Origin of the sequence: Rhizobium ruizarguesonis (assembly GCF_017357285.1) — a bacterium.
GTDB classification, from domain to species: Bacteria; Pseudomonadota; Alphaproteobacteria; order Rhizobiales; family Rhizobiaceae; genus Rhizobium; species Rhizobium ruizarguesonis.
The window spans coordinates 66608-91034 of sequence record NZ_CP071681.1 but is presented as its reverse complement, the minus strand read 5'-3'; the positions used below and the strand labels follow the sequence as shown (position 1 = coordinate 91034).

Here is a 24427-nt window from a genome sequence, read left to right as displayed (position 1 = left end):
GATAAGGCCGGAACCTTCGAGGTAAACGTCGATCGTTGCTCTCGAATCCCGGGGATGTCTTGATTACTTGCGAAGGTCACCCGTTACACAATTTCAAAACCACCGCGCCGTCCTGCTCCTCCCTCAGGCCCTTATATGACGGTGCAAACACCTTATTGAGCGCATCCGCCAGCCGGATGCCCGCTTTGGCGAGTTGCTCGTCTACAATCATCTTCTCGACCTTGAGCTGCTTCTGACCCGTTCGCCCTAACTTCCAGCGAGTTCTGCTTCGTCCCCGAATAGAAGACGTGAAAACCGTTACCGCCACCGTCGTCGTCTCGCTCTGCACAATGTGGAGGCTGGCCATATCGCCGTAAAGATTAACAACGAACTTAAGCGCTATCACCGCTCAGCCGTTGTGCCGACGAAGTTGCGGGATTGGATCCAGTTCGAATTTATTCGTCGGGACGCAGAGTTTTTTCTGTTGGTCACTACGCGCAGGCACTTCGGACCCCACCAGAAGTGACGTAAAGTTGTATTAGCAAAAAAAATACTCTTGACTCCATCATGCTTAGGAGTCATTTTCTCTCCATAATATAAAAGCAAATCTCAAAAACAATTTGAAATGCACATCGTGCAAATCGCACCGTGTTCGCGTGAAAAATCGACCACGAACAATAATATTCGTTTGTAATACGGAGTAAATTTAATATTGAAACGGACACATAATTCAAAAGCCATTTGAATATGGATTCAAAATCCGTTTTGCATGAAATTTCATGACTATATTGTCTTGTAAGCGGAATAATTTTCACCAAGAAAACTACATTTCATAATAAATCTCCACTGAGTTTTCGATCGATCAGCTTACCGCTAACAGGGAGGTCAGCATGTCGGCATTGATTAGACAGGTGGCGGTCGTTTCTATTACTGACCAAGTACCTATCGCTATGGTCATGCAAATATCCGCTGCATTGCAAAAACAAGCTACAAGAGATCTTGCGCCAATTTGGAGCATATCAGCCACTGTTGACGCGTTTGAGCAGCTCAGTCAGGTGCCGGTTGGAACGTGGCCAATTATAATAGGCGGTAAAGTGCCTCCCGGCGCTGGAGGCTTTCATACCGATAGTAACGGCCAGCCGCTAGCACTGGTTCGAGCGTCCGACGATATAGACAAGCTCTGTCAAACTTGCAGCCACGAGATGATCGAAATGCTTGTCGATCCTTTCGGTAGCCGTTTTGTGCCAGGCGACTCTCCGATGGCGGACCAAGGTCGCGTAAACTTTCTCTTAGAGGCTTGCGATCCTTCCGAGGGACCGCAATTTGGCTATAGCGTCAACAACCTTCTGGTGTCCGATTTTTACACTCCGAACTACTTTGATCCAGTGCAATCGTCTGGCGTCAGATATTCGTTCACCGGAGCCATTACCGAGCCTAGGCAGGTTCTCTTGGGCGGATACCTCTCCTGGCAGGAGCCTATTTCCAAGCATTTCTTTCAGGAACGAAAAATCGACACCGTGGAACCGGATTTCGAAGATCTAGGAATTCCTACGGACAGTAATTTAACACCCCGTGAGTTCATTGACAGAGCCACCGACACTTTCACCCAGTCCGCCATGGCTTCGGGAAGAAAGGTCGCAATGATGGCTTCGACTCTCCCTCCCGACAAACACGATCGAGCAAGGGTATCGCAAGCGAAGGCGTGGGAGATTCTTGTGGGGGAGATTCTGGATGGAACTAGTGGCAGTGGCCCTGCCGAGCGAAGTGATTCGAACGCGCGTTTGCGTCGGCCTCCAAGAGCCCCAAAATGAACATGTTAAACTGGGTCTAGGAGGCCAGCCAATTGATGAGCGCCCTGTCATTTTCTGCCGACATAAAGCCGATGTTCTCAAAAGGGCAGGTACTCTGCATGAAAAATAAGGGGGTCGATCTGAGCGCCTACGAATATATGGGCGATGATACCGGCGACGAGACATTTCCCGACCACGCGAACGCTCTCCATGTCTTCGCAAAATTGCGCGGCGATGACCCCGGACAAAGAATGCCCCCGGGCGGCCCGTATTGGAGCGACGCAATGCTCGACAGCTTTGAAGCCTGGATGAACGGAGGGTTTTTGGAATGAAGATCGCTCGGCGTCTATATGGTTCGATGCTTTTATTCAGCACATTCGCCATTTTCAGCCTTAGTTCTCAGCTTCATGCTGCTGGCCTCGTTGAGCCCGGAGGCGACAACGGCGCAACCGCGCTCGCGCTGTCGAATCCGGCCGAATATGCCTGGCGCCTGTTTTTCTTTCTGAATAACCAGGCAAAATCAAGTGCGGCAGGCGTTGTCGACGAAACTAAGCCATTCGGAATCCTCGATCCGGGGGCGTCCGTCGTCTGGGAGACCTGGGCAATGGCCTCCGGCGGAGATGCGAGCGAGTCTTATCCTCAGAATGGAGCTCGACCTGTTTCTTGGGATGAGTTGAAACGGGATAAGCGAACGCTGACTCTTGACCGAAATCTAGAGCAGTTGAGCGTCCTTTCTCAGAGCAAAAGGCTCAAGCCCTTATTCTTTCCCACCGAGCCGCACGATCAAGAGGTACGTCAAAATCGCTTCACCTACGAATTCATAATTTCCAACGAGATGTATCACCGCGGCGGCTTGGAGGCTCTTCTGGCCAAGGCGCAGGTCAATTCAAGCCGATCACAGATAAATTTTCCAAACGGGGCCAAGGAAGTAAAAGCACAATGGTATCCAATTACAGAAGCGGATAAACCAAGATATCTGTGGCGAGAAGTAAAAAACGGTGACGGAAGTGCGACCGCTTATGGGCTCGTCGCTCTCCATATCATTACAAAGGATCTTCCAAATTGGTTTTGGGCAGATTTTGGTCATGTCGATTGCGAGGTTCAGAAGGGAGCTTGTGACCCAGCGTCTTTAAAGAAATTTCTAGGTGATGACTTCTTCCAGGAGGAAGCTAAGACGGTAGCAGTTGATCCGACGACAAGAGGTGCGGCCGCGCCAAAAGGCAGTAACGGAGTTAGGTCGGAAACAGTCGGCACTTTGTGGCAAAACTATATTTTGAGAGGTACGCAAACAGAATTTGCCACCGGTTTTGGTAGGGCAACCATTCTTTCTAACCCAGTGATCGAAAATGGCTTCCAGAACTCTTCGTGCATGTCTTGTCACGCACGAGCCTCGGTCGGCGCTCGCAAAGTGGGCTCGGCAGGCGTTCCGTCTTCACTATTGAACACTCTTTCGCCTGGTGATCCTACGCTCGGTGTACCGGACGCGGCCCTTTTTGGCGCGGCACCAGGACAAGATTCCATCAACTATCTGCAAACTGATTTTATTTGGTCCGCGCCTTTTCGGGCGCAACGAAAGCCTGGAACCTAAAATATGCCGCCTTATTAGCGCTTCAAAAAGCCATATACGGCGGAGGGGGAACATAGCTTGAGTGATGCTGGTAAGAGGCGAGCATTGGTACTCGGCGGCGTGGCACTCTATGCGCTTGGCATGGGTTGCCTAGGCGGTATAGTTGGCCTGCTGACAGGGATGAGCCAGACCTCGGCCGTCACCACGGTGCTTGGCGGCGTTTTCGCACTGCTTGGTGCTGCCGGTAGTTTCTATTTGCCGTGGACGCAGGCGGTGCCAGCGACATCGCGGGAGACGGCTGCAGACGCGGCTGTCGGCGATGCCATTGCAAAGTCAGCGGAGCGTAAGGCCGCATTGACCGCCGCCATTGCGGCGACCGATGCGGCGGCCTCTGCCCACAAGGAGTCAGAGCGCGCGGTCGCGGATGCACAGCGCAAAGTCGGCGCGCTGGAGAACGATGCGAACGAGGCCGAGCGCAAGGCCGCCGAGGCCATCCTCGAAGCTGCAAGGACTGCGGAAGCGGCGACGGTGCAGGCGCTGGCCACCGCCCAGCAGGCGCAAAGCGAAGCGAAAGGCGCTGCCGACGAGGTAAACGCGCTGGTGAAAGTAGCCGTGCACGAAGCCGACGCCGCCGCCACCAAGGTACGGGACGCTGCCATGGTAGGCGTCGCCAGGACCTATCTGGTGTCAGGCAGCGGGCTGCTGTTGTTCAGCCTGGGGTTTGGGTTCGCGCTGCTCTACGGCGTGCTGCTGCGGACTGGAAGCAATTGGGGGGACCTCGTGCCGCAGACGCGAGTTATCCAGCTGGCCCCCGACGCCGATGCCGAGACGCGGGTCGACGCGGCCTTGCTTGATCGGCTGCTCGCATCGCTCCGAGTCGAGCCGGACACGCGGCAGGCAATTGTGAGCCAGTTGCATACCTCGTGCACCAACGAAGCCGGACGGGAAAAGATTGCCATCAAGTCGGTATTCGACGCCATATCGGCCGCACGGAGCGGGGAGACCGGCGATACAAGCGTGTTCCAGCTACTCAATGCGTGGTTGGACCCGAGCCAGAAAAAGGATTTGTATGGCGAACGGGATACCCTGCAAACAGCGCTCCTCCAGGCGACGAAACTTGTGCAGGGGCCAGACAGCAGTACGTCGAACCCGAGCGTGGCGAGCGCGCTGAATACATTCATTGCGACTACCATCGACTTTCTGGACTGCTCCGGCTCCGACACGGTCGTGGCAAATGTCCTCGCCAACATGGCAAAGCTCGAAGGCACTTTTGCGAAAGACGCTATCTCGCGCCACCCGTCCGTAGAGGATGGGCTCGGTCGGTGAAGCACCTCATCCCCCTCTTGTTGTTGAGCGGTGGCTTGCTCGCGGGGACGCCAGCTGCGCCGTCCGGCACGCGGACAGTGCCGGCGAGCGCCGCCGCATTGGTAGCCGACGCCAATGCCGCCAGCACTCGCACAGGCACCGATGCCTCATCCAAGCTGTCGGCCGGCCTCGAGGTCTGGGCCGACCTCACCGACGTGATGGTGAGGTTCCCGGCGAGCCCGGAGGCCGCCGAGATCAGGGCGGGCATGTCAGGGCTGGGCTCGACCTATGGCGCGACGCGCAAGATGCTCGCCGAGGCGCTTGCCGCCGACATCTTCGCACCAAATTCCGACTCCAGTTCCAGCGCCAGATACGAACTGGGCTCGAACGCCGACGGCCTGCTCGGCACGCTGCTGAGACTCGGTCTCCCTGATCGCGCCCTCGCATTGATTGATGCCGCCGACTACACGCAGCAGCCCAGCCTCAGGGAAGCGGCGATTGACTATTTCGTGGCTATCGGGGACTTGCCTCGAGCGAAATCGGCCGCGGCTCGCAATGTCGACCTACTGGATCGGGTTGTCCGTCGCCTGCTCGCCACCGCTGGTCCGGCTGCGGCATTGCAGCTCCTCGAGCTGCTGACCTACGACAAGGCCACGGGGCTCAAGATTGCCTCTCTCGCCGCGATCGCGCACGGCCTCGATACCGCTGGCGCCAGCGACGCGGATCGCAGTGCAGCGGCTGACGCACTAGCTCGCGCCAAGGATATCGCTTCCGGAGAGACCAGCACCGACCCGGTGGCTATTGTCGCTTTGGCAGGCCTTGGCCTTGGGGAGATTGCGCGGCGCTTGGCAGCGACGGAAGTCGACCGCCGGCGCATTATCCCCGCCATGCTCGCCGGGGGATATTTCGCTCAGGCTATGGCGCTGGCGCTGAAGGAGGCGGACGAAGACGACACCGTCTCGGATGTCACGACGATCGCCGCCGTGCAGGCCATCAAGGGTGATCTGGGCGGGGCCGAAGCGACGATGGCGCGCCTCGATAGGACGAAGGTGACGGCGGACCAGCGCGCGATTGCCGACCTCCGCATCGGCAAGATCGATGACGCGATCGCGCTGGGCGGGAGCGTCCTCGCAAAGGCCACCTGGGGCGAAATCCTTGCGGCCGTAGCAGCGAAGGAGGGTTATGCGGCGGCAGAGACTTTGGCGGCGAAGCATTCCGTCAATCTGGACGACATCAAGGAACAGTTTGCCCTTGGAGTCGGCCTCAATGACCCATTGGCGGCTATAGCGACGGCTGGCGACGATGGAAAATTGCTGCTCACCATTGCCGATGCCCTCACAACGCGAGGCAATTACGCTGGCGCTCAACTCGTCTTGACGGCCACGCTGAGTGTGTCTGCGCCCTTTGACGAGAGTGCTTACGAATTCAAACAAACTATCCAAGGCCGGCTGTTCGATATCGAGCTGAAGCTGGGCGAAGTGGAGGCGGCGGGCGCGCGCCTTGCCAACCTTTTCGACACCGGGCGCCTGCAGCGCTTTCTTACCGCCGCTCTCAAGGCCGGCAAGTTCGACCAGGCCGCCCTGGCGGTCGGGCGCATGCCGGCGAATACCTACGACAACGAGCCGACCCAAGCCGACGGGTGGTGGCAGGTAGCCGAGGCGATGGCTGCCCAGCAGCAAGACCCGGAGGCGGCGCGAAAGCTGCTTGACGACAAACTGCATATCGAGGCGTCGGATAGCGGGAGCCGATGGATTGCCGTTCTGGCAGCCGCACATGACCGGTTCGACCTGATCGACAGTCTGAAACAGGCGACGGACGCCGACAAGGCGCTGCGCACTGTCATAGAGATCGCCATCCTCAACTTGCTCTAGGGGTTGCTCATGCGTCATTTCGCGCTTGTCGTCGCATTGATCCTGCTCTCCACCGCAGCCGATGCACAGGAGGGCTCCACTGGAGCACCGTCAGGCTTCAGTACGCCGGGGCCGAGCGTGTCGTTTGCACCGGGCTCAATAGGCTCATATTCGGCGTCGTCTGGATCCAGCTCGGCCTGGGGTTACTCGGGCAGCACTGCTCTGCCGCTCTACTCAAACGGCGCCGTTGGGACGATAGGCCGCGCTGCCGCGTCATCCCCCAGTGTTCTCAATCAGATTCCAATCCGCAGCATCGCCGATGTCGACTTGATCAACATCCCCCCCGGCACGCCCGGCTACAATCTCGATTTCAAGGACGTTCTGGGAACATCGGTCGGTATCGGTAATAGAGGCAGTAACTGGCCGGGCATCCCCATCGGCAGCACGCCCGACTTCCCCTATTTCGATCCGTCCGATGCCGTCAAGCAGATCGTTGGCCCCGAGGGGGCGAGCGGTGCCCTCCGCGGGCTCTACGACTTGGTCAAGTTTCCGGCCGAAGCGGCTCCGCCGGCCGTCCGGTTCCTACGGACGGATACCACGCAGGACGCCTATTCGCACAGCTGCCAGACGGCTGTCGACGGTCTGCTGCCATTCAGGGACGGCTACTATTGGCCCTGTCATTTCTCGGCCGACGCCAAGTACGGGCAATGCCATGCCGCGCTTCACGCCTATGTGGAGCACTGTCTGGCGTTTGCGACGGTATCGACTTCGAGCAGCTACGCACAGCCATCCGACGCTGCACCCAAACTGGCGCCGGCCGTCCTCAGCAAGATCACGGCGGTCAGCGGCATCCTCTTCCACGAGGCGAGCAACCCTGCCGACAGTCGGGTCTACTGTACTGCGGTACGCGTCGCCAAAGCGTGGCTGATGACAGCCCGCCACTGTGGCTTCCAGCAAAAGCAGGGCACCTGGGTAACGCTCGACCCCGCTGAGATCCGCTTCGTTCCGTTCGACAATCCGACTCAGCTGCTCAAAATAGGCCAGCCAAAGGATCCTCACCTCGTGCCTGGCCCACTCATCTACAACGAGAACGATACGAGCAACGACTACATGTTCTTCCACATCGACGGCGAGACTCCGGACAGGTCGGTCCCCGCCATCGCCGCTCCGAAGACGGGAGACCGCCTGGTGCTGTTCTCGTTTTCGGTCACCGCGCTCATGGATTCCAACCAGTACCCGCAGGTCACCGACGACCGGCTGGTTCGCGGCGGGACGTGGACCAATTTCATGGCCTATGACGCGTCGCGCACGTGCATCGTCGGCGCGATGCCGCCGCCTAACTGTCTGGCCTATCCGTGTCAGGCGGAATTCGCCAGCAGTGGCGGCCCGCTGTTCCGCATCTCGGGCGATGACGTCGCGCTGGTGGGGGTTCATGTGGGCCACATCGATCCGGGCAGCAGCGACAATTGCGCCAATCCGCAACTGCTGGGCCTGGTGAACCGGGGCGTCGCTCCACTCTCCACTGACCTCGCCATTCTGAATTGAACGCGAGGAGCGCGACCATGCGGACCAAGCTCACACGGATACTTTGGGTAGCGAACGTGGTTGCCCTTGGGTCAATCGTGCTCGGCAGCGCAATGGCCGACGCCGCCGATGGGAAACCGTGCAAGCCATCGGCCGCGGCCACAGGCATTGCCCTGCTTAGTGCGGCAGAACATTCCGACTTCGGCGCATTTCGCACGGCGTTGGATCAGGGCGCCGATGTCAACGCCCGTGATACGGAATGCAACACGCCACTGATTTGGGCTGCCCGAAGCAATAACCGCGCGATCGCCGGCGAGCTGCTGGCTTTGGACGTCAACTTCGCCGCCAAGAATAGCCTTGGGAAGACCGCGCTCGACTACGCTACCGACCGGGACACGGAAATGAAGACTCAGATCGACACTGCTCTGAAGGCGTTCGACACGGCGACGGGGCAGTTGATCAATACGGGCAAGCTCGACGATGTGGTGGCGATATATGACCGCCGCTCGCTCGATCCCGATTACGAGCTCGCCAATTTCGAACAACAAGCGCCGAGCAGTATGTATTACGGCCGACGCACGGCGGTCATGCTGGCGACCGTGGCAGCGCCGCCCGGAACTGACGTCGTCGCGTTCATCGGAAAAATGGGTGAACGCGGAGCTGCACTGGACGGCCGCTGGGATTCGCTGGCCGAGGTGGCCATCGACGCGCGCCGCCTCGACGTCCTGAGATTTGCCCTGGCGCACGGCGACGGCGCTACCGCGGAGCTCGCCGAAAAGGCGGCCCGGGTCGGAACGCCGGACTTTGCGCTGTCGGCGATCAAGCTCCTAATCACGGCCCGCGATCCATCGAAGCCGCTTGCACCGTGGATCGAGGCCACCGCCTTGGTGGGCGATCCGGAAAAGGGTGTCGAGGCGCTCCGAATGCTCGTCAAAGACCGCGATGTGCTCACCGATGTTGGCTCCGCTCTCATGGAAGCATCGGGTGCGGAGCTGCGGTTTTTGCTCGCCCATGGTGCAGCAATCCCAAAAGACTACCCCCTGATCGCGCGTATCGTTGGCGTCGGTGAATACGGAACAGTCCGATCGGCGCGGGTGGATCTCGATCTTCTGGAGCTGACACTCGATCGTGGCGCCAGGGCGGACGTTCAAACCAATGCGTATGGTCCTCAGCCCGACATCATCGCGGTGCTGCTCGATAACCTCTTTGCGCGAGAGAATGCAGCTGCCGCCATTGGTGCGGCGCAATTTCGCCGCGTCCTCGAAAATCTGGTTAAATCCGGTGCCTCGTTCACGACCCATGACTACAACAAGAATTGGCCGGAGCCTGTCGACCAGGTGCTGATGGCCGGCACGCATACCGATATACTGCCAGATGTCCTTGCGACCCTCAACGAAATGGGGGGTACTGCTCCACGCCTTTGCAACTATATCGGACAGCGTGACCTCGCAATCGTCGTGCGCCTGATGTCGTTCAAGTCTTCATCCGAGAGCGAGGGCGAGGCTTATGACTGCACGGCCAAGATTGGCCGTGAACAGGCGGGCACCCCCAAAGACCGCCAGGACCTCTACCAGGCGCTGGCCGATCATCACATCGCAGGACGCGAGGCGGCTCTGCAGAACGAGTTGTCCCGCGTGGATAACGGCGGTGGCGATCCAAGGTCAGTGGCCGCCCTAGTTATTCCGGGTGATCAGTCCTGCTCTTCAAACGCAAATTTGGCTAATCGGATTGCCTCCGCCCTTAACCGCCCCGAGCCCTGCCAATGAGATGACACTCGCCGAATTTTGCCAAGGTTGCCAAGCTCCGAGGTGAATGCGATGAATTCGTGTTTTCGGCGTGGAATATTCCGCGCCGGTTGACATTGCGGGACCTGAAGCAAAACGGACTGGCCCCAAAGAGCACGGACTTGCTTCTTGAATTTTTGGGCGTCATGAACGACGCGGCGCAGGCCACACCGATGAGGAACGTGTTCGCCCTTGGATAGAATGGTGCGACGGGCGAGGGTCCGCTCGCCCCGGCCATCGCCCAAGGGCGTCTCGAAATATTCGCTCCGCCCTTCGGCAGACTTTGCGTTTGAACGATGGTTTCGCAGAGGTACGCTGCCCGCAAATGACGATCGTGTCCTGATCAAGACCACCCTAGAAGAGGATCTTGGGTTCGACGACAGTGATCTCGAGCCCGAGGGAAAATTATCGGCTTGAACTCCAACGCCAGTCGTTGCGCACCAAGTCACATTCCCAGACCCAGTGTTTTGGTTCGGCTGAGCGAGCGCTCCAACTCCATCTGCTGCGTGAGTTCTGCACGATGACTACGGTCCGCAAGGCGGACGACCTGGCGGATCCGCTCGATGTCCCCAGCCTGATCGGGACCCATTCGCTTCAGCTGATCTGCGAGATCTGCGGGATCGGCGCGACCGAAGCGCGTTTCGATCGCAGTAACGATGTCCTTCGCCTCGGCAAGCGCTCGACGGCCCTCCGGTGTCCCCGCCAGTTGCTCGGCGAACTTTCCCTTGTCGGCATAGGGGAGATCGTCGAGCTGGCGCAGCAGCGCCTCGCTCCGGCGGCTCGGCCCAAGAACCTCGACCACATCCTGCTTTTCTCGCTTCCAGCGCTCCGAGCCGCATTCGGCCGCAAGGCGACGCTGCCAGGTCTTGGCGGACTGGCGAACATGCGAGGCCAGCGCATCGATCCGACCGAGCGCGTGTTTGCGTTCGGCGTTATCTCCGAACAGGCCGGTCTTGCCGGCGAGCGCACCGATCGTCTCGGGCGAAGCGCTGAGTTGTCCGGCGAGCGCGACCGGATCCCAGTTCTCGTCAAGGATGCGGCCGCGCAAGGCTCCCATTGCCGCTGGCGCGTCTTTGAACACCTGCGGTGCAAGCTGCTTTGCCGCCTCCCAATCTCGTTCGAATGCCACCATTGCCTTTGACCGCCCAACCTCTTCGACGCTCATCGCATAGGTCTTCACGGCCGCAATGAGCACGCGGCGTTCATCGTCGCGTTCACCGTCACTGCGGTCCTGGTGCACAGAGCCGCCATCGGCGATGCTGCGGGCTGCGAGCGGCTGCGGTTCTTGCATTGGCTTCGAAACCGCCGTGTCCGGGATGGGCTGTATCCCTTTGCTGATTTCGTGAGATACGACATCACTCTCGCCCTGCCCCCGGCGATCCTCCATGCCGCGCCGATTGGCAAAGTCATGCGTATAGTCGAGTGTCGTCTCCTTCACGCCTGAGCGGCTGAGTGCCTCCGTCAGGGCGCGCTCCGTCTTGAATGCATCGAGCCCGGCATAGAGCTGCACCTCTTCACGATGACGGGTCATCGCCACATAGGTCAGATGCCGGTCCATCGTCGTCGAAGCGAGGACAAAACTCCGGTCGACGGTGGCGCCTTGCGTCTTGTGGATCGTCGTGGCGTAGCCGTGATCAAAGGATTGGTAACGATTGACCGGTACGGTCACCTGGCGCTGCCCATCTTGCGTCTGCGCCTTGCCGTCAAGCCGAACCTGTATTGCGTCCGGCGCGACGGCGATCACCTCGCCCAACATGCCATTCTTGACGCCGAGGTCGCGATTGTTCTCCAGGAAGACGATGCGGTCGCCACGTGCAAAGGATCGCTTCCCATTGTTGGTCTGGTAGCTCAGTTCCTCACCTCGATCATCCGAGGTGCTGGTGCTGTTTGCGAGCTCGCCGCGCGCCTGCAACGCGGCACGAATGCCAGCATTGATGGCAGCCACATCTATCCGTCGATGGGCCATCGCAATGCGCGTGTCGTCGGGATGTGCCGATCGGTCAGCGACGTAATCGGCAATGATCGCCTTCAGCGTTTCAGCGCGGTTCGCTTTCAGCTGGATGTTTCCATGTGCCTTGTAGGCCGTGAGCCCTTCCGCGGTCCGATGCGAGGCAAAGTCGATCGACGCCTGCTTCTGCCAATCGGCTTTCTGCCGTCGGACGTCCGAAAGCTGCGCATGGCCGACCGCCTCCGCGATTGCCCGGAACGGTGCGCCCGCTCCGATCGCCTGAAGCTGTTCATGGTCGCCGACCAGCACGAGTTTGGCGCCGGCCCGTTTGACCTCGTCGACGAAGTGGGCGAGCTGACGGCTTGCGACCATTCCACCCTCGTCGATGACGAAGACATCGCGAGCATTCAGCCGACTGCGATCGGCTTGCCAGCTGTATTCCCACGACGCCAAGGTACGGCTCGATATGCCGGACGATTGCTCCAGGCCCTCGGCCGCCTTGCCGGCTAGAGCCGCGCCATGAACACGATAACCTTGCGCTTCCCAGGCCTGGCGGGCAGCTGCCAGCATCGTGCTCTTGCCGGCACCGGCAAAGCCGATCACCACGGCGATCTGACCGGGAGCCGTGACATGCTCGATCGCCTGGCGCTGTTCCGCCGACAGCCCCTGCGCCGGTGACGCACTCACCGCCTGGATCGATCTGTCCTGATCGGCGATGGCCGCATCGACATGCCGCTTGAAGACACCGTGGTTTTGGCGCGTCTTCATCGCCATGACATTGCTGGCGATCACGCCCTCGATCGCCACCATCTCGACCGTCGAATAGCGTGCCTCGCCATCACGGCCGCGAAGGCCCGTGCTTTCGGGCCTCAACTCGACCAGAGCCTTCGACGCCATGACCGCGGCAAAAGCGTTCTGGAAGGTCTGCGGATCGTCGTTGATGGTGCGATGCAGAGCCCTGGCAATGTCATAGCGGTTGAAGACGCTCTTCTCGTTGGTAATCAGCCGCAATATCTCTTCGGGCCGACGCCGAATGGTCTCGGCATTTCGGTCGGCCGATTGCGGTGAGATGCGGACGCGCGAGACTGCCCCACCCTGCCGATTGATCTCAGTCGCATGCACACCGACATGTTCGGTCGGCTCGATCGTGATCCCGGCTTCCAGATGCGAACGGTTGTCGATACGGATATCGAGGCCGGCCCTCTCAAGGTGCGTGTTGGCAAGATGCTCCCAGGCCTGTCTGAGATCCTTCAGCTGCAGTTGCGATGGCGGCAGGTGGTTGGCGAGAAGCCATCTGTTCTCCCGCTCAAGCAGCGTCTTGTCGCCAAGACCGGTTTCCCTCACCTCACGCGTCGTCATCATCAGATGCGCATGGCTGTTGCGGATATCGCTTGCCTCACCTGGCCGATGGATCGCAAAGTCGACGGCAGCGCCATAGCGGTTGGCGAGATCTTCGGCAAAGGCACGCGTCAGCACCAGGCGTTGATCCGGCGTCAGTTCGTGCGGCAGCGCGATTTCGAATTCCCGGGCAATACGGGCATCGCTGCGCTTCTCGGCACGCTCGGCGGCATTCCACAAGGCCGATCGCTTCATCGCCCAGTAAGCAGAAGAACCAGCCGGCAAGACGATCTCGGCATGCTCGACACCTGTTCTGTTGCTAAAATCATGCGTCAGCCCATCGCGCTCGTTGGTGAGGCGCTCAGCGGCGCGATAGGCGGCCGAGGCGACAGCACTGCGCCCGCCACTGCGGGCGATCGGCTTCATGCTGAAGTGATAAATCGCCATCGCTTGTCCTTGGTCAGCGGGCCGCGGCCCGCGCTTTGAGTTGCCCCGCAACTCGTAAGTGCGCCCTTGTGCCTTCGTCGCTTCGCGCCTTCGGGCACTGGTGGGAGCACGCGGCAATCTCCCGATGACCTCGTAAGCCGTTCACCCGGTCGCTTCCACGCGCAGATTTGCGGGTTTCGAAGTGCCGCTCTTCGAGACAACCTCGATCGAGGCACGCCGGCAGCGGAGACCATCCGTTCATTGCCGCGGCCAATGGCTCAATGGGAACAAGGGAGAAAGATCATCATGGCACGCAAAACCATCGGCGAACGGCTCGCCCAGCTCGAGGCGCAGCGCAAGACATTGCAGATCCGGCTCGGCAAACAGGAGCGTGCCATCGATACGCGCCGCAAGGTGCTGATCGGCGCACTGGTGCTGCATCGGTTGGAGAATGATCGCGATGTGCAGATCGGCGGAGGACTGGCAGCCTGGCTCAGATCCGAACTGCCAAAATTCCTCACACGCGATGGCGACCGGGATCTGTTCGACGATCTGCTGAAGCCGCAGGCAAATGAGCCGTCTCTCGGCAATATCGGCAACGGGAGCGCGGCATCATGATCCATGCCAACCAGATCAAGATTGCTTTCGCAAACATGATGCGCATGGCGGCCCGCGATCCGCTCTGGGCGATCGTCGCGTTCATCACCTTTCCGCTGCGATATGCCAAGTCGTTTGTCATGGGTGCGGCCGGCTACTTGTTTGTCGTGTTCACCGTCTACTTCGGGATCGACTACCTCAGACGCGTGATCCTCGGCGGCCACAGGGGTGACGTCATCTGGCATATCGGAGATTGGGTGGTGATGGCCTTTGCCATCGTGCTGCTCATTCGGCTGTTGTCGACGCCGCTGATCACGCATTTTGGCACAGCGAGCGACGCCGATACGCACGGGACGGCTCGGTTCGCAGGTACGCGAGAAATCGCGCCTCTGACAAAGGCAGAAGGCGGATTGCTGATCGGCCGTGCGAACAACTCCGGCCGACTTCTTCGCTACAGCGGACCGGCTCATCTCTTCACCATGGCACCGACGCGGAGCGGCAAGGGTGTCGGCACCATCATCCCGAACCTTCTGACCGCCGACCGCTCGATCATCTGCATCGATCCGAAGGGCGAGAATGCGCAGATCGCCGGTGATGCACGAGAGACTTTCGGGCCGGTTCATATCCTCGATCCGTTCGGCATCACCGGCAGACCAACGGCTGCCTTTAATCCGATGGACGGTTTTAATCCTGCCGGCATCGACGTTGCCGAAGACGTCTCCACCTTGGCCGACGCGCTGGTGTTCGACGAACCCGGTCTTTCAGGTGACGCCCATTGGAACGAGGAAGCCAAGGCGCTGATCGCGGGATTGCTGCTGCATGTGATCGCCAGCCAGCCAGACGACAAGCGCACGCTGACCACGCTCAGGCATTTGCTGACGATGGCGCCGGCGGCATTCCAGAATCTGCTTCATGAGATGCAGGGGAATGATGCGATCAGCGGACTGATCGCGCGGGCCGCCAACCGTCATCTTGGCAAGTCGGACCGTGAGGCCAGCGGCGTGTTATCGGCTGCCCAGCGGCACACGCATGTCCTCGACAGTCCGCGCATGACCGAGGTGTTGTCACGATCGGATTTTCGGTTCGGTGATCTGAAGGCAAACAAGGCGACCGTCTTCCTGGTCTTGCCGCCAGACAGGCTTGCGGCCTATTCGCGTTGGCTGCGATTGCTGGTGGCCCAGAGTCTGACCAAGATGGCGCGAACGGCCCCCTCGCCGCATCCATCTGCGCCACCTGTTCTCTATCTGCTCGACGAGTTCGCCGCCCTTGGTCATCTGGCGCCGATCGAACGGGCCATGGGATTGATGGCAGGTTACGGTGTGCAACTCTGGCCGATCGTCCAGGACATTCATCAGCTGCGCGCCACCTATCGCCAGCGCGCCGGTACGTTTCTGTCCAACGCCGGCGTGCTGCAGGTGTTCGGCGTCAATGATCACGACAGCGCCCGTCTGGTGTCCGATCTGCTCGGCAAGGAGACCGTGGTGTTCAACACGGCCGCACGCGCGCTCGATTCGGAAAAGAGCGGCCTCTCCTTTGCCGAGCAGCACGTCGGCCGGCCGCTGCTGACGCCCGACGAAGTCCGCAACATGCATGCCGAGACCGAGCTGCTGTTTATCGCCGGTCAGCGGCCGATTATTGCGACAAAGTTGCGCTATTATGCCGATCCGGAATTCGTCGGATTGTTTGCCAACCAGGAGAGATAAGCCAGGAGAGATAAGGCAGGAGAGATGAGCCAGGCGGTCACATCACCCTGATGAATCGATCGGGCCTCATCGATTCACAAATGTCGTTGGACGCGAGCAACTGGTCTTTGCGATCCTGCCGTCATGACAGTTCAGCCCTATCGTCTCTATATCGAACGCAGAGAGCCCGACAAAAACATGGCGCGCTTTTATGCGCTGTCGATCGAGCCGAACCTCTTCGGCGAGACATCGCTGGTGCGCAGCTGGGGACGGATCGGCAGCCGCGGGCAGCAGAAGATCCATGTCTTCGACAGCGAGGCAAAAGCCGTCGATCTCCTGCTTGCCCTTTTGCGCAAGAAGCGCGCGCGAGGCTACCTTCCGCTGCAGTGATCGGCATCCGCGTCTCTCATGCCTGAGTGAAGGAAAAGACGGATGAGTGAAGGAAGAGGCGGCTTACGCCGCCTCCTCCTCGTCGAGTTTGGGCTGCAAGGAATGCAGGTAATCGACCGCCCGCTGCGCATGTGCTGCCGCCGAGAAGATGGCGCGCTTGTCGTTACCCAGAACCTTGAGCCAGCCATCGAGATAGCTTGAGTGGTCGGGGCGTGGTTCGAGCTCTGGGACGATGCCGAGATCGGCGCAGAGAAACGCGCTGCCGAGTTCGGCAATCAGCTCCTCGCGGGCACGGTCGCTCCGGTCTTTCGCGTAGCGGCTGAGATCGCGATCCAGCCGTCGCGGTGCCCCGGTCCAATGCGTCATCTCGTGGCTGAGGATGGCGACGTGAGACGCATCGTCCCGGAAGGCATCCAGGCATGGCATCTGGATGTAATCACGCTGAGCGGCGTAATAGGCAGCCGATCCTCCATGCCGGATCAGCGCGCCGGTATTGGCAAAGAAGCGGCCGGCATCGCCGATGCGGCTCATCGGATCCTCACCAGATGCGATCTCGTCAAAGCGGCCGTCGAGACCGGCGATCTGATCGGTGTTGAACACCGTGTAGGTCTTGAGGAATGGAATATCCTGTTCGATCTCGGTGCCTGTCTCCGTCGTCTCGGTGCGGATGAACGAACTGGCAAAGACCACGGTCGTGCCGGTTTCGCCCTTGCGGACGGCGCCACCAAGTTCGATTGACTGGCGAAACGTCATCCAGCGTGATGAGGCAAAGCCGCGGGCGATGGCTTGCGACCACAGCAGCAGGACATTGATGCCGGAATAGGGTTGGCCGTTGTGGCGCAGTGGCCGGCTGACCTCACCTGTCGCATGTCCCGTCGTCCAGGGTCTGGTCCATGGCCGCACGCCCTGCTTAAGATCGGCGATGATCGTGTTGGTGATGCGGCTGTAGATATCGGATCGTTGATTGCTTTGCTGCCTGCTCATGTTGGAACCTCCGTTTCGAGGTCGCGGCCATCGCGACCTGCTACGGCGGTCCGAAAGCCGGGCGGCAAGCGCTGCCTGCACCCGCAGGGCCGCAACGCAGTGGAGGACGGCAAAGCCGTTGCCGGCGGCGCGAGCCTGGCAGGACCCAAAGCCGGGGCAGGACGCGATGGCCGCAATCTAAGGGGAGGTTCTGATGGAGGCAGACGTGGCAGATCCGCGAGGCGGCGTCACGCCGCTCGCGTCACAGATGAACCGCAGCGAAGATCGCTTACCTGCCCGGCCGTGCCAGTGAGCGGGCGATGTCGACGATGTCGTCGCGCGAGGCGGTTGGATCGTCCTTGCTCCAGGCAACCCCAAGCCCGATCCGGAAGTCGATGCCCCTGACCGCCTTCAGCTCGAAGGCCCGGTTCGGCAGTCCTTCGGTCCATTCCGGCGCAAAGCCGATGCCAAGGCCTGCCGAGACCAGCGACACCAGTGAATAGGTGTCGTCGCAACTATAAGCGATGTTGCGGGTCAGATCGTATTCCTCGAACTTCTCGTTGAAGTACCGCTCTGTGTAGGAGAGGTTCTTGCGATTGAAGGCGATGATCTTCTCCGAACGCAGGTCGTCGATGGCAATCTCCGCCTGCTCCGCCAGCCGGTTGGTCCTGGCGACCGCCAGCAGATATCGCTCATGGGCGATCGAGGCGAAGCGCAACGAGCCGATGTTTTCCACCGGTCTGATGAAGCCGAGATTGATCTGGCCGTTCTCCAGACCACGGATGATGTCGCCGGTGTTGCCGCTTGATATATGGATACGGATATCCGGATACTTGCGGGCGATCTTGGCCAGAAACGCCGGCAGCACGCCGGTGGTGGCGGGGTAGACGGTGCCGATCCTGATCTGCCGGATGGTCTTGCCGGCCACCGCCCTGGTGATCTCGGCGGACAGATCGACCTCGCTCAGGATCCCGACGCAGCGCTCATAGAAGATCTCCCCTGCCCTGGTCAGTTCCACCCGTCTGGTCGAGCGGATGAACAGCGCGCAGCCGAGCTCCCGTTCAAGCGCCTGCACATGGTTGGAGAGTGCCGGCTGAGCGATGCGCACCTTGGCAGCCGCCCTGCCGAAATGCAGTTCCTCGGCCACCGCGACGAAGTAGGAGAGCTGGCGTAATTCCATCGACACGACCTATCAAATTTGGAAACTACAAGATGTAGTTATATCACTACATAACGTTCGTGGCCAGATCGTTATCAATGGGGAACAAATCGTTCCCATGGATATTCTGTCAAAGCGGCTTCGCGAAAGAGCTGAACAGCTAGGCATTTCGAACGCTGAGGCCGCTAGGCGAGTTGGCCTCGATGAGCGCCGATATGCTCACTACGTGGCGGGCCGAAGAGAACCCGACCTAGCAACGCTGCTACGGATAACGTCGTCACTGGGAACAACACCGAATTGGCTACTAGGCGTTACAGAACCCGCTGACGCCGTTGCTGAAATGTCCGATCTTTTGGAGCGATTCGCGAATGCCGCAAACGGTATGACGCTCGAAGAACTACAGCTATGCATCATACAGGCGGAAGCGATCGTAGCAGCAAAAACACGGCGTTAATATTTCGGACGCGGAGGTGCTCTTTGTCGTCCCCGAAACCAATGCTGGTCGCCTTGAAAGGATTCGAGCCGCAAAGCCTTGCGTGAACAGCTATGTGTCTGTTAACGCTTGTATTCCTTCTTCGCCTGCCGGCTAGTTCCCTTCGATACATTATTGCGATCTTCCTAGCCCAGGACGCCGGGCGTCGGCGGGCACCGCATCACACCTCCGTTCCTGAAGACCTATCCGAGATGCCGTGTTTCCCCGGTAAAGCTTCAGGCGGAAAGCGTGGATGCAACGATAGCGTGTTCATCGCCAAACATGTATGTTCCCCTCTGCGCCATACCTATATCTCGCCTCGTGCGGTTCACGAAAACCTCTTTGAAACTCCTGATCCAGGGTCGGACAATGCCTTCGTTGACAAAAGAAGAGATTGAGAAGCTGGAAATTACCAACTTCATCTTCCATGTCGTGCATCATGGCGCGGCAGAGCCGATCTTGCTGAAGCAGGTACCAATAGGAGAGTTCGAGCGGTTCTTCCTGGACAGAATTTCGGATACCCTCGCAGGAAATCGCTATGTCTTTCTGCCAGATTCCGTCACGCGTGCGAACCTCGCGGCCGTGGCAGGTCCCCCTGACCAGTTTGTTGATGTCTCGCAACTGCTTGCCAAAAGGCTTCACAGCGAAGACGACCGTATCAAGCGCGGCGTATTCATCATGATTGCCTTGCGGACGGGAAACCGGCAGCTCTATTCGTTGATAAAGTACGACCACGAGAAGGTCGTTGCCTTTGACCTTGGAGACGCCGTCGCCACGCTGAGAGATGTCGTGAACAGTTTCACCGAATCTCCGAAAGCCCTACAGAAGTCTGCGCTGATCGAACTGACAAAGGACGGTGGCGAGCTTGCCATCATCGACCGCAATAGCCGCGTCGGGATATCGGATTTCTTCGAGAAATTTCTCGGAGTGAAACGGCGACACACCGAGACCGAGATCACCAGCGAAATCCTGGACTCGACCCTCAAGACGGTGCAGCAACATCAACTGGAATTACCGCCGGAGATTACCTCACGCGTCAAACCACGGTTGCTGGAAATCGCGGAGAAAAGAGGCTCGTTCGAGGCAGAAGAATTTCTCAGCGATTTCTTCGGGGCCCATGGGAGCGTCGAGGTAAAGGCGACTTTCTATAAGGAGCTGGAGCGGCGCGAAATCGCAGGCGAAGCATTCAACTATGATCTGGACGCATTGCCGGCGGGGGGACCTCGGAAATACGTCACCAATGAAGGGATCCGCCTGGTCATTCCACAAAGTGCGCTTTCCACTTTCAGCCAGACATCAAAGGATGGGTGGACGACTATCATCATTCGCACACGCCGGGTGACCGAACAATGACGAGCACGTTCGGTCCTCGGGCACGTTCGTTACTGGACGAACTGGCAAGAACGCCGGGTAGCGAGATTTCTGAAACGGCGAACGAATGCCGCATTGATCACACGTCCTGCAACAGCGCTCACCGCCTGGACGCGATTGTGGCCCTGGCCAGTCTCTGCATCAGCGAGTCCCTCGGTCGGGTTCGCCTCTTCGGAGAAATTCAGGATGAGATTGATCTAACCCGCGCCACGGTAGCCAGCATCGGCGAGGAGAAAGTCGCCCTCGTAATCACAAAGGACGTCGAGCCTGACTTTTCCTATTTTCTAACCGAACGGAGCTTTGTGGAGGCGCTGAAGGATCCACAATGGTTATCTGCTGCGCGCGCGGTCTGGATCGCTGTCGAATTCGCCGGTTTTCAAACAGAAGGCTTGAGCGTATCGCCATGGAACGGTCCGCGCTCGCATCAGGACGCAACCTTCCTCCCGGACAAGCCCCGAAAACTCGTGCGGGATCTGACGTCCGGTGCGGTTCCCGACCGTATCGAACCGTGGTTGCTGCGCGAGCCCGTCCCCGACGATTCCGGGGTCTTCGCCTCGTGGCGCGAGGTTGCAATCGACAGGCTTGCCCTGTCGCTGCCGTCGGAAATTCGCGACAGCGACAACAACAAAAAACAGGTGGTTCTGAAAGGGCCGCGGTCGGCCCCCATCCCAATCGCGGATCCCCGCGCCGGATGGCCCCGCGACGCTTTCCAGGTCCTCATGGACGCTGCCCGGTGGGTCTATGGCACACCGCGTGAGACCGAGACGAAATTCCAGTTTCTGAACAACCATCTGTCGCTGGACTGGCGGGAGGCGACGCAGTGGCCCGACGGTTTGCTGACGGTCCTGAAAGGAAGCCTCGCGAGCGCTCGCGAGGCGTTCAACTTCCACCTCCAGGACCAGAGCAAGGATGCGCTCAAGGCTCTAGGGGATTTGCGCAAGTCACTGCAGGAGGAAGTTGCCAAGGCCCAGGCTGCGACGCGTGATCTCCTGGGGGCGCTCTGGCGGGATTTCGCGCTTGCAGGCGTCGTGCTCGCGCTCAAGAGCCCGACCGGCTCGCAAATTTCGTCCGCCGAAGTGCTCCGCTGGGTGACTGTCGCTGCTGCGGTTGTGCTGTCGGCCAGCATTCTGATCACGACTGCCTCGAACTGGCGGTTCAACTGGCTTGCCGATCGCGGTCGGCGCGAATGGCGCACAAAGCTTTACGCCTTCCTATCGGACGACGACTGGAAACATCTTGTCGAACGTCCGATCGCAAAGGCCCGATGGGTTTATCGGCTCGCCTTGCCGATCGTGATCGTCATGTATGCTTTCGCTATCTACTACCTGCTTCTGGTCGCAGCACCCGGCTGGACCGCAGCAAACGTCGATCCGGTTCTCGTCACCGTGCATGACTGGTTGCCGACAGCCTGGAACACGATAGACGCCCGGATTGCACCCTAAAATCGCGTCAAGGACTGGCTATATACTCGAACCTGTTCAATCCACCGTACTCGATCAGGTGTGCGGCCGCTGCAACGATCTGCTTGATGTCGGCCGACACCTTTGAAATCGACGTTCCCGGCTGCACGACCTTGATGCGATAGAGATATTTCTGCATCGCATCGCCAGAGAGAAGCAGACGCATCATGTCGATGTCGCCCGCCAGAAACTTATGGTGGCCGCCCTTCTGATGGCGCCGATCGATATGAGCCCGTACCGCGGAATAGGTCAGGCGACGTCCACTCTTGATGGCTTGACCGAGCACCTCATACTGATCCTGCAGTCGCCGCCCGGGATCGTCAGAACCGGAGTATTTGGCATGCCAAAGGGTGATCTCGACATCCTGCAGCAATCCCTCCGATGCAATCTGGCGAATTGTAATCAGATCAGCCAATTCACCGCTTCCATCGTCATGAAAGTAAGCGACAAGCCGGGGCCGTTCAGGCGGTGTAGTTCCATGGCATGAGCGCGTCGATTTCACTGCTGGGCCATCCATTCGCAAGGCGCTCAAGCGTCTGGGTCAACCAAGCTTGCGGATCGACGGCATTCATCTTTGCCGTTTGCAGGAGCGTCGCGATGGTCGCCCAAGTCCGGCCGCCACCGTCGCTTCCAGCGAATAGACTATTTTTTCTCGTGATCGCTTGGGGTCTGATTGCTCGCTCGACTATGTTGGAGTCGAGTTCGATGCGGCCGTCGGTCAGGAAGCGCTCGAAGATGTCTCGACGTGAGATGGCATACCGCAGAGCCTCGGCGAGTTTGGATTTTCCAGAGACCCGCGGCAGGGTCGCCTGCCAGAGAGTGAAGAGGTCACGGACGATCGCTGCGGAGATCTCCTGGCGTGCAGCGACACGAGCTTCAGGGCTTTGGCCGCGCACACGCTCCTCGGTCTCCCATAACCCAGCCATACGCTCGATGGTGTCTGTAGCGACTTTCGAGCTCTTTGCGACATGCAACTCGTAGAACTTTCTCCGGCTGTGTGACCAACAGCCGGCCAGGATGGCGCTGTCATTGCCTCCATCTTTCCGGACGAGCTTGTTATAAGCGGCATATCCATCGACCTGCAGGATTCCACGATAGCCGCTCAGGTGTCGTGCGACACACTCGGTGGCTCGACTGTCCTCGAAGCGATAGGCTACCATCGGTGGACCGCTGCCCCCAAAAGTCCGGTCATCCCTGGCGTACGCCCATAGCCATGCCGTCTTCGCTGATCCGGAACCAGGAGCAAGTGTGGGCAAGGTCGTTTCGTCGGCAAAGATCCGTTCGGCCTTCTTGATCTCATCGAGGATGTAGTCGGCGAGGATATTGAGCTCGAACCCCAGCTTGCCCATCCATTGAGCCATCAGCTTGCGGTCGAGTTCGACCTTGTCGCGTGCGTAGATGGCTTCCTGGCGATAGAGTGGCAGCCCGTCGGCATATTTGGAAACGGCGATCTGGGCCAGAAGTGCTTCCGTCGGAATGCCACCTTCGATGATGTGTGCCGGAGCCGCCGCCTGGACGACACCATCCTCGTTCCTAAAGGCATACTTCGGCCGGCGGGTGACGATGACACGGAACTTCGCTGCCACGACATCCAGCCGCTCGGAGACGTCTTCTCCAATCAGGATTTTGGTCTTACCTGCATGTTCTGGAAGCTCTTCCGGTTCGATCACGACCTCGACGCGCTCAAGATGAGGCGCAAAGCCCTTGCGTGGCCTCGGAGTGCGTTTGCTGTCCGCGCTACCGCGGCCTTTGGTGACCTGAGCCTTGATCGTCGCAATGCCGGTCTCGATCTCTTCGAAGACAAAGGCATGCTGCTCGTCATCGACGGTGGATGAGCCGAGCTTTTCCGAGCGTCGGCCAAATCGGGCGCGATCGAAAGCCTTCAGGATCTGCGTCAGCCGCTCGATGCGCTCATCGGCGTCCGCGTTGCGGGCCTCTAGATCGTCAACCTGTTTCTCCAAAGCCTCGATGCGGGCTGCTTTTGCGGCCATGGCAAGGACCATGGCTTTGAGAGCCTCTACATCATCCGGGAGCTCAATCTCGGGCCGCGTCATGGGTATGATCAGAGCATATTTTGCCGCGCTCCGCCCATGGTTTCAGGGACCTGATTCACTTCGCCGCAGCGGTTTTACCCAACAATCTCGGGAGGCTTCACCGGCGTGGATCGAACCCGCTTCCAGTCCATTCCGTCGACTAAAGCCAGAAGCTGGGCATGATTGAGCTGGACGCGATGATGGCCGATCCGGGGCCAGCAGAACTGGGCCTTTTCCAGCCGCTTCGCATAGAGGCAAACGCCGGAGCCATCCCACCACACGATCTTGACTCGGTCTGCTCTCTTGGCCCGAAAGACATAAAGTGCACCGTTGAACGGATCACTGCCAGCATCCCGTACCAGCGAAAGCAAGCTGTCCGGCCCCTTTCGGAAGTCGATGGGATGGCTCGCAAGAAAGACCTTCACGCCGGACGGGATCATGCCGATCGCACCGCTCGGATCACCCGCTGCAGCTGTGCTTCGCCGATATCTGCGTCGGCCCGGATAACGACGTCGCCGATGACAAGCTCGATCATCGCACGTGTGCCAATCGTCCTGGTCCCTGCCTGACCAGCCCGATCTTGCGAGGAGGATCGTTGTCCGTCACGAGCATCACGACGCCAGCCAAATAGCTGCGAGGGATGTATGCCGATGCGATGCGCAATGGCCGAGACGCTTGCGCCGGGCTCCATTGCCTCAGCCACAGCCCGCGCTTTAAAATCATCGGACCAGCGGCGCCGAAATTGCCGTGGGGCGCCCTCAAGTCGTTCCGGAACAGCCTCGATCATAT

The 24427-nt window shown here is 59.5% G+C and carries 21 protein-coding genes; 13 read left to right on the top strand and 8 right to left on the bottom strand.

From position 1 onward, the window contains the following. Positions 1 to 76: 76 nt before the first annotated feature. Positions 77 to 385 (bottom strand): hypothetical protein, encoded by a 309-nt coding sequence (locus J3P73_RS31605; RefSeq protein WP_207580178.1) that lies wholly within the window; start codon positions 383 to 385, stop codon positions 77 to 79. A gap of 484 nt (positions 386 to 869) precedes the next feature. Between J3P73_RS31605 and J3P73_RS31600 the strand changes: the two genes are divergently transcribed. The 7 genes from J3P73_RS31600 to J3P73_RS31570 are packed head-to-tail and all read left to right on the top strand — an operon-like array spanning position 870 to position 9781. Further along, positions 870 to 1790, top strand: coding sequence for a hypothetical protein (locus tag J3P73_RS31600; RefSeq protein ID WP_207580177.1), 921 nt, complete (start codon positions 870 to 872; stop codon positions 1788 to 1790). Between the two features lie 32 nt (positions 1791 to 1822). After that, positions 1823 to 2101 (top strand): hypothetical protein, encoded by a 279-nt coding sequence (locus tag J3P73_RS31595; RefSeq protein ID WP_425328910.1) that lies wholly within the window; start codon positions 1823 to 1825, stop codon positions 2099 to 2101. After that, positions 2098 to 3357, top strand: coding sequence for a hypothetical protein (locus J3P73_RS31590; RefSeq protein WP_207580176.1), 1260 nt, complete (start codon positions 2098 to 2100; stop codon positions 3355 to 3357). Before J3P73_RS31595 ends, J3P73_RS31590 begins: the two co-directional genes overlap by 4 nt. Positions 3358 to 3414: 57 nt before the next feature. Next, entirely contained in the window at positions 3415 to 4662 is a 1248-nt protein-coding gene (locus tag J3P73_RS31585; protein WP_207580175.1) for a hypothetical protein, read from the top strand. Next, positions 4659 to 6512, top strand: coding sequence for a hypothetical protein (locus J3P73_RS31580; RefSeq protein WP_207580174.1), 1854 nt, complete (start codon positions 4659 to 4661; stop codon positions 6510 to 6512). The genes J3P73_RS31585 and J3P73_RS31580 overlap by 4 nt, the downstream gene beginning before the upstream one ends. A gap of 9 nt (positions 6513 to 6521) precedes the next feature. Continuing rightward, positions 6522 to 8036 (top strand): trypsin-like serine peptidase, encoded by a 1515-nt coding sequence (locus tag J3P73_RS31575; RefSeq protein WP_207580173.1) that lies wholly within the window; start codon positions 6522 to 6524, stop codon positions 8034 to 8036. 17 nt (positions 8037 to 8053) lie between these two features. Next, entirely contained in the window at positions 8054 to 9781 is a 1728-nt protein-coding gene (locus tag J3P73_RS31570) for an ankyrin repeat domain-containing protein (protein ID WP_207580172.1), read from the top strand. A gap of 463 nt (positions 9782 to 10244) precedes the next feature. Here the strand turns inward: J3P73_RS31570 and traA are convergent, their stop codons facing one another. Beyond that, positions 10245 to 13532, bottom strand: a complete 3288-nt coding sequence (gene traA / locus J3P73_RS31565) for a Ti-type conjugative transfer relaxase TraA (protein ID WP_207580171.1) — start codon at positions 13530 to 13532, stop codon at positions 10245 to 10247. Positions 13533 to 13817: 285 nt separating this feature from the next. Here traA and J3P73_RS31560 point away from each other — a divergent pair, with 285 nt between their 5' ends. The 3 genes from J3P73_RS31560 (at position 13818) to J3P73_RS31550 (ending at position 16180) form a co-directional block, all read left to right on the top strand. Further along, on the top strand, positions 13818 to 14129 hold the full coding sequence (locus J3P73_RS31560; RefSeq protein WP_207580170.1) for a mobilization protein: 312 nt from the start codon (positions 13818 to 13820) through the stop codon (positions 14127 to 14129). After that, positions 14126 to 15811 (top strand): type IV secretory system conjugative DNA transfer family protein, encoded by a 1686-nt coding sequence (locus J3P73_RS31555; RefSeq protein WP_207580169.1) that lies wholly within the window; start codon positions 14126 to 14128, stop codon positions 15809 to 15811. The genes J3P73_RS31560 and J3P73_RS31555 overlap by 4 nt, the downstream gene beginning before the upstream one ends. Before the next feature lie 123 nt (positions 15812 to 15934). Further along, positions 15935 to 16180 (top strand): WGR domain-containing protein, encoded by a 246-nt coding sequence (locus J3P73_RS31550; protein ID WP_130826787.1) that lies wholly within the window; start codon positions 15935 to 15937, stop codon positions 16178 to 16180. 63 nt (positions 16181 to 16243) lie between these two features. Here the strand turns inward: J3P73_RS31550 and J3P73_RS31545 are convergent, their stop codons facing one another. Next, a complete protein-coding gene (locus J3P73_RS31545; RefSeq protein ID WP_207580168.1) occupies positions 16244 to 17164 on the bottom strand; it encodes an ArdC family protein in 921 nt (306 codons plus the stop codon). Between the two features lie 268 nt (positions 17165 to 17432). Next, positions 17433 to 18323, bottom strand: a complete 891-nt coding sequence (locus tag J3P73_RS31540) for a LysR family transcriptional regulator (protein ID WP_207580167.1) — start codon at positions 18321 to 18323, stop codon at positions 17433 to 17435. A gap of 97 nt (positions 18324 to 18420) precedes the next feature. Between J3P73_RS31540 and J3P73_RS31535 the strand changes: the two genes are divergently transcribed. The 3 genes from J3P73_RS31535 (at position 18421) to J3P73_RS31525 (ending at position 21587) form a co-directional block, all read left to right on the top strand. Further along, positions 18421 to 18756: a helix-turn-helix domain-containing protein gene (locus tag J3P73_RS31535; protein ID WP_130688988.1), complete on the top strand. Its 336-nt coding sequence runs from the start codon at positions 18421 to 18423 to the stop codon at positions 18754 to 18756. A 387-nt stretch (positions 18757 to 19143) separates the two neighbouring features. After that, positions 19144 to 20127 carry a nucleoid-associated protein gene (locus tag J3P73_RS31530; protein WP_207580166.1) on the top strand — a complete coding sequence of 328 codons (984 nt, stop codon included), beginning with the start codon at positions 19144 to 19146 and terminating at the stop codon, positions 20125 to 20127. Beyond that, positions 20124 to 21587 (top strand): hypothetical protein, encoded by a 1464-nt coding sequence (locus tag J3P73_RS31525; protein ID WP_207580165.1) that lies wholly within the window; start codon positions 20124 to 20126, stop codon positions 21585 to 21587. The genes J3P73_RS31530 and J3P73_RS31525 overlap by 4 nt, the downstream gene beginning before the upstream one ends. Positions 21588 to 21594: 7 nt before the next feature. Here J3P73_RS31525 and J3P73_RS31520 read toward each other — a convergent pair whose 3' ends face one another. The 4 genes from J3P73_RS31520 to J3P73_RS31505 all read right to left on the bottom strand — a co-directional run bounded on the left by J3P73_RS31520 (position 21595) and on the right by J3P73_RS31505 (position 24425). Beyond that, positions 21595 to 22020 (bottom strand): hypothetical protein, encoded by a 426-nt coding sequence (locus J3P73_RS31520; protein WP_207580164.1) that lies wholly within the window; start codon positions 22018 to 22020, stop codon positions 21595 to 21597. Positions 22021 to 22066: 46 nt separating this feature from the next. Continuing rightward, complete coding sequence (tnpC, locus tag J3P73_RS31515; RefSeq protein WP_207580070.1) at positions 22067 to 23659, bottom strand: IS66 family transposase; 1593 nt, start codon at positions 23657 to 23659, stop codon at positions 22067 to 22069. 74 nt (positions 23660 to 23733) lie between these two features. After that, on the bottom strand, positions 23734 to 24078 hold the full coding sequence (tnpB, locus tag J3P73_RS31510; RefSeq protein WP_003592504.1) for an IS66 family insertion sequence element accessory protein TnpB: 345 nt from the start codon (positions 24076 to 24078) through the stop codon (positions 23734 to 23736). Beyond that, entirely contained in the window at positions 24075 to 24425 is a 351-nt protein-coding gene (locus J3P73_RS31505; protein ID WP_130658285.1) for a transposase, read from the bottom strand. Before J3P73_RS31505 ends, tnpB begins: the two co-directional genes overlap by 4 nt. Between the last annotated feature and the right edge of the window lie 2 nt (positions 24426 to 24427).

What these genes read in the sequence shown, in the direction of transcription:
- J3P73_RS31600 (WP_207580177.1), top strand. Translation starts at nt 870, where the DNA reads ATGTCGGCATTGATTAGACAGGTGGCGGTCGTTTCTATTACTGACCAA.
- J3P73_RS31590 (WP_207580176.1), top strand. Translation starts at nt 2,098, where the DNA reads ATGAAGATCGCTCGGCGTCTATATGGTTCGATGCTTTTATTCAGCACA.
- J3P73_RS31575 (WP_207580173.1), top strand. Translation starts at nt 6,522, where the DNA reads ATGCGTCATTTCGCGCTTGTCGTCGCATTGATCCTGCTCTCCACCGCA.
- J3P73_RS31570 (WP_207580172.1), top strand. Translation starts at nt 8,054, where the DNA reads ATGCGGACCAAGCTCACACGGATACTTTGGGTAGCGAACGTGGTTGCC.
- traA (WP_207580171.1), bottom strand. Translation starts at nt 13,532, where the DNA reads ATGGCGATTTATCACTTCAGCATGAAGCCGATCGCCCGCAGTGGCGGG.
- J3P73_RS31560 (WP_207580170.1), top strand. Translation starts at nt 13,818, where the DNA reads ATGGCACGCAAAACCATCGGCGAACGGCTCGCCCAGCTCGAGGCGCAG.
- J3P73_RS31555 (WP_207580169.1), top strand. Translation starts at nt 14,126, where the DNA reads ATGATCCATGCCAACCAGATCAAGATTGCTTTCGCAAACATGATGCGC.
- J3P73_RS31550 (WP_130826787.1), top strand. Translation starts at nt 15,935, where the DNA reads ATGACAGTTCAGCCCTATCGTCTCTATATCGAACGCAGAGAGCCCGAC.
- J3P73_RS31545 (WP_207580168.1), bottom strand. Translation starts at nt 17,164, where the DNA reads ATGAGCAGGCAGCAAAGCAATCAACGATCCGATATCTACAGCCGCATC.
- J3P73_RS31540 (WP_207580167.1), bottom strand. Translation starts at nt 18,323, where the DNA reads ATGGAATTACGCCAGCTCTCCTACTTCGTCGCGGTGGCCGAGGAACTG.
- J3P73_RS31535 (WP_130688988.1), top strand. Translation starts at nt 18,421, where the DNA reads ATGGATATTCTGTCAAAGCGGCTTCGCGAAAGAGCTGAACAGCTAGGC.
- J3P73_RS31530 (WP_207580166.1), top strand. Translation starts at nt 19,144, where the DNA reads ATGCCTTCGTTGACAAAAGAAGAGATTGAGAAGCTGGAAATTACCAAC.
- J3P73_RS31525 (WP_207580165.1), top strand. Translation starts at nt 20,124, where the DNA reads ATGACGAGCACGTTCGGTCCTCGGGCACGTTCGTTACTGGACGAACTG.
- tnpC (WP_207580070.1), bottom strand. Translation starts at nt 23,659, where the DNA reads ATGACGCGGCCCGAGATTGAGCTCCCGGATGATGTAGAGGCTCTCAAA.
- tnpB (WP_003592504.1), bottom strand. Translation starts at nt 24,078, where the DNA reads ATGATCCCGTCCGGCGTGAAGGTCTTTCTTGCGAGCCATCCCATCGAC.
- J3P73_RS31505 (WP_130658285.1), bottom strand. Translation starts at nt 24,425, where the DNA reads ATGATCGAGGCTGTTCCGGAACGACTTGAGGGCGCCCCACGGCAATTT.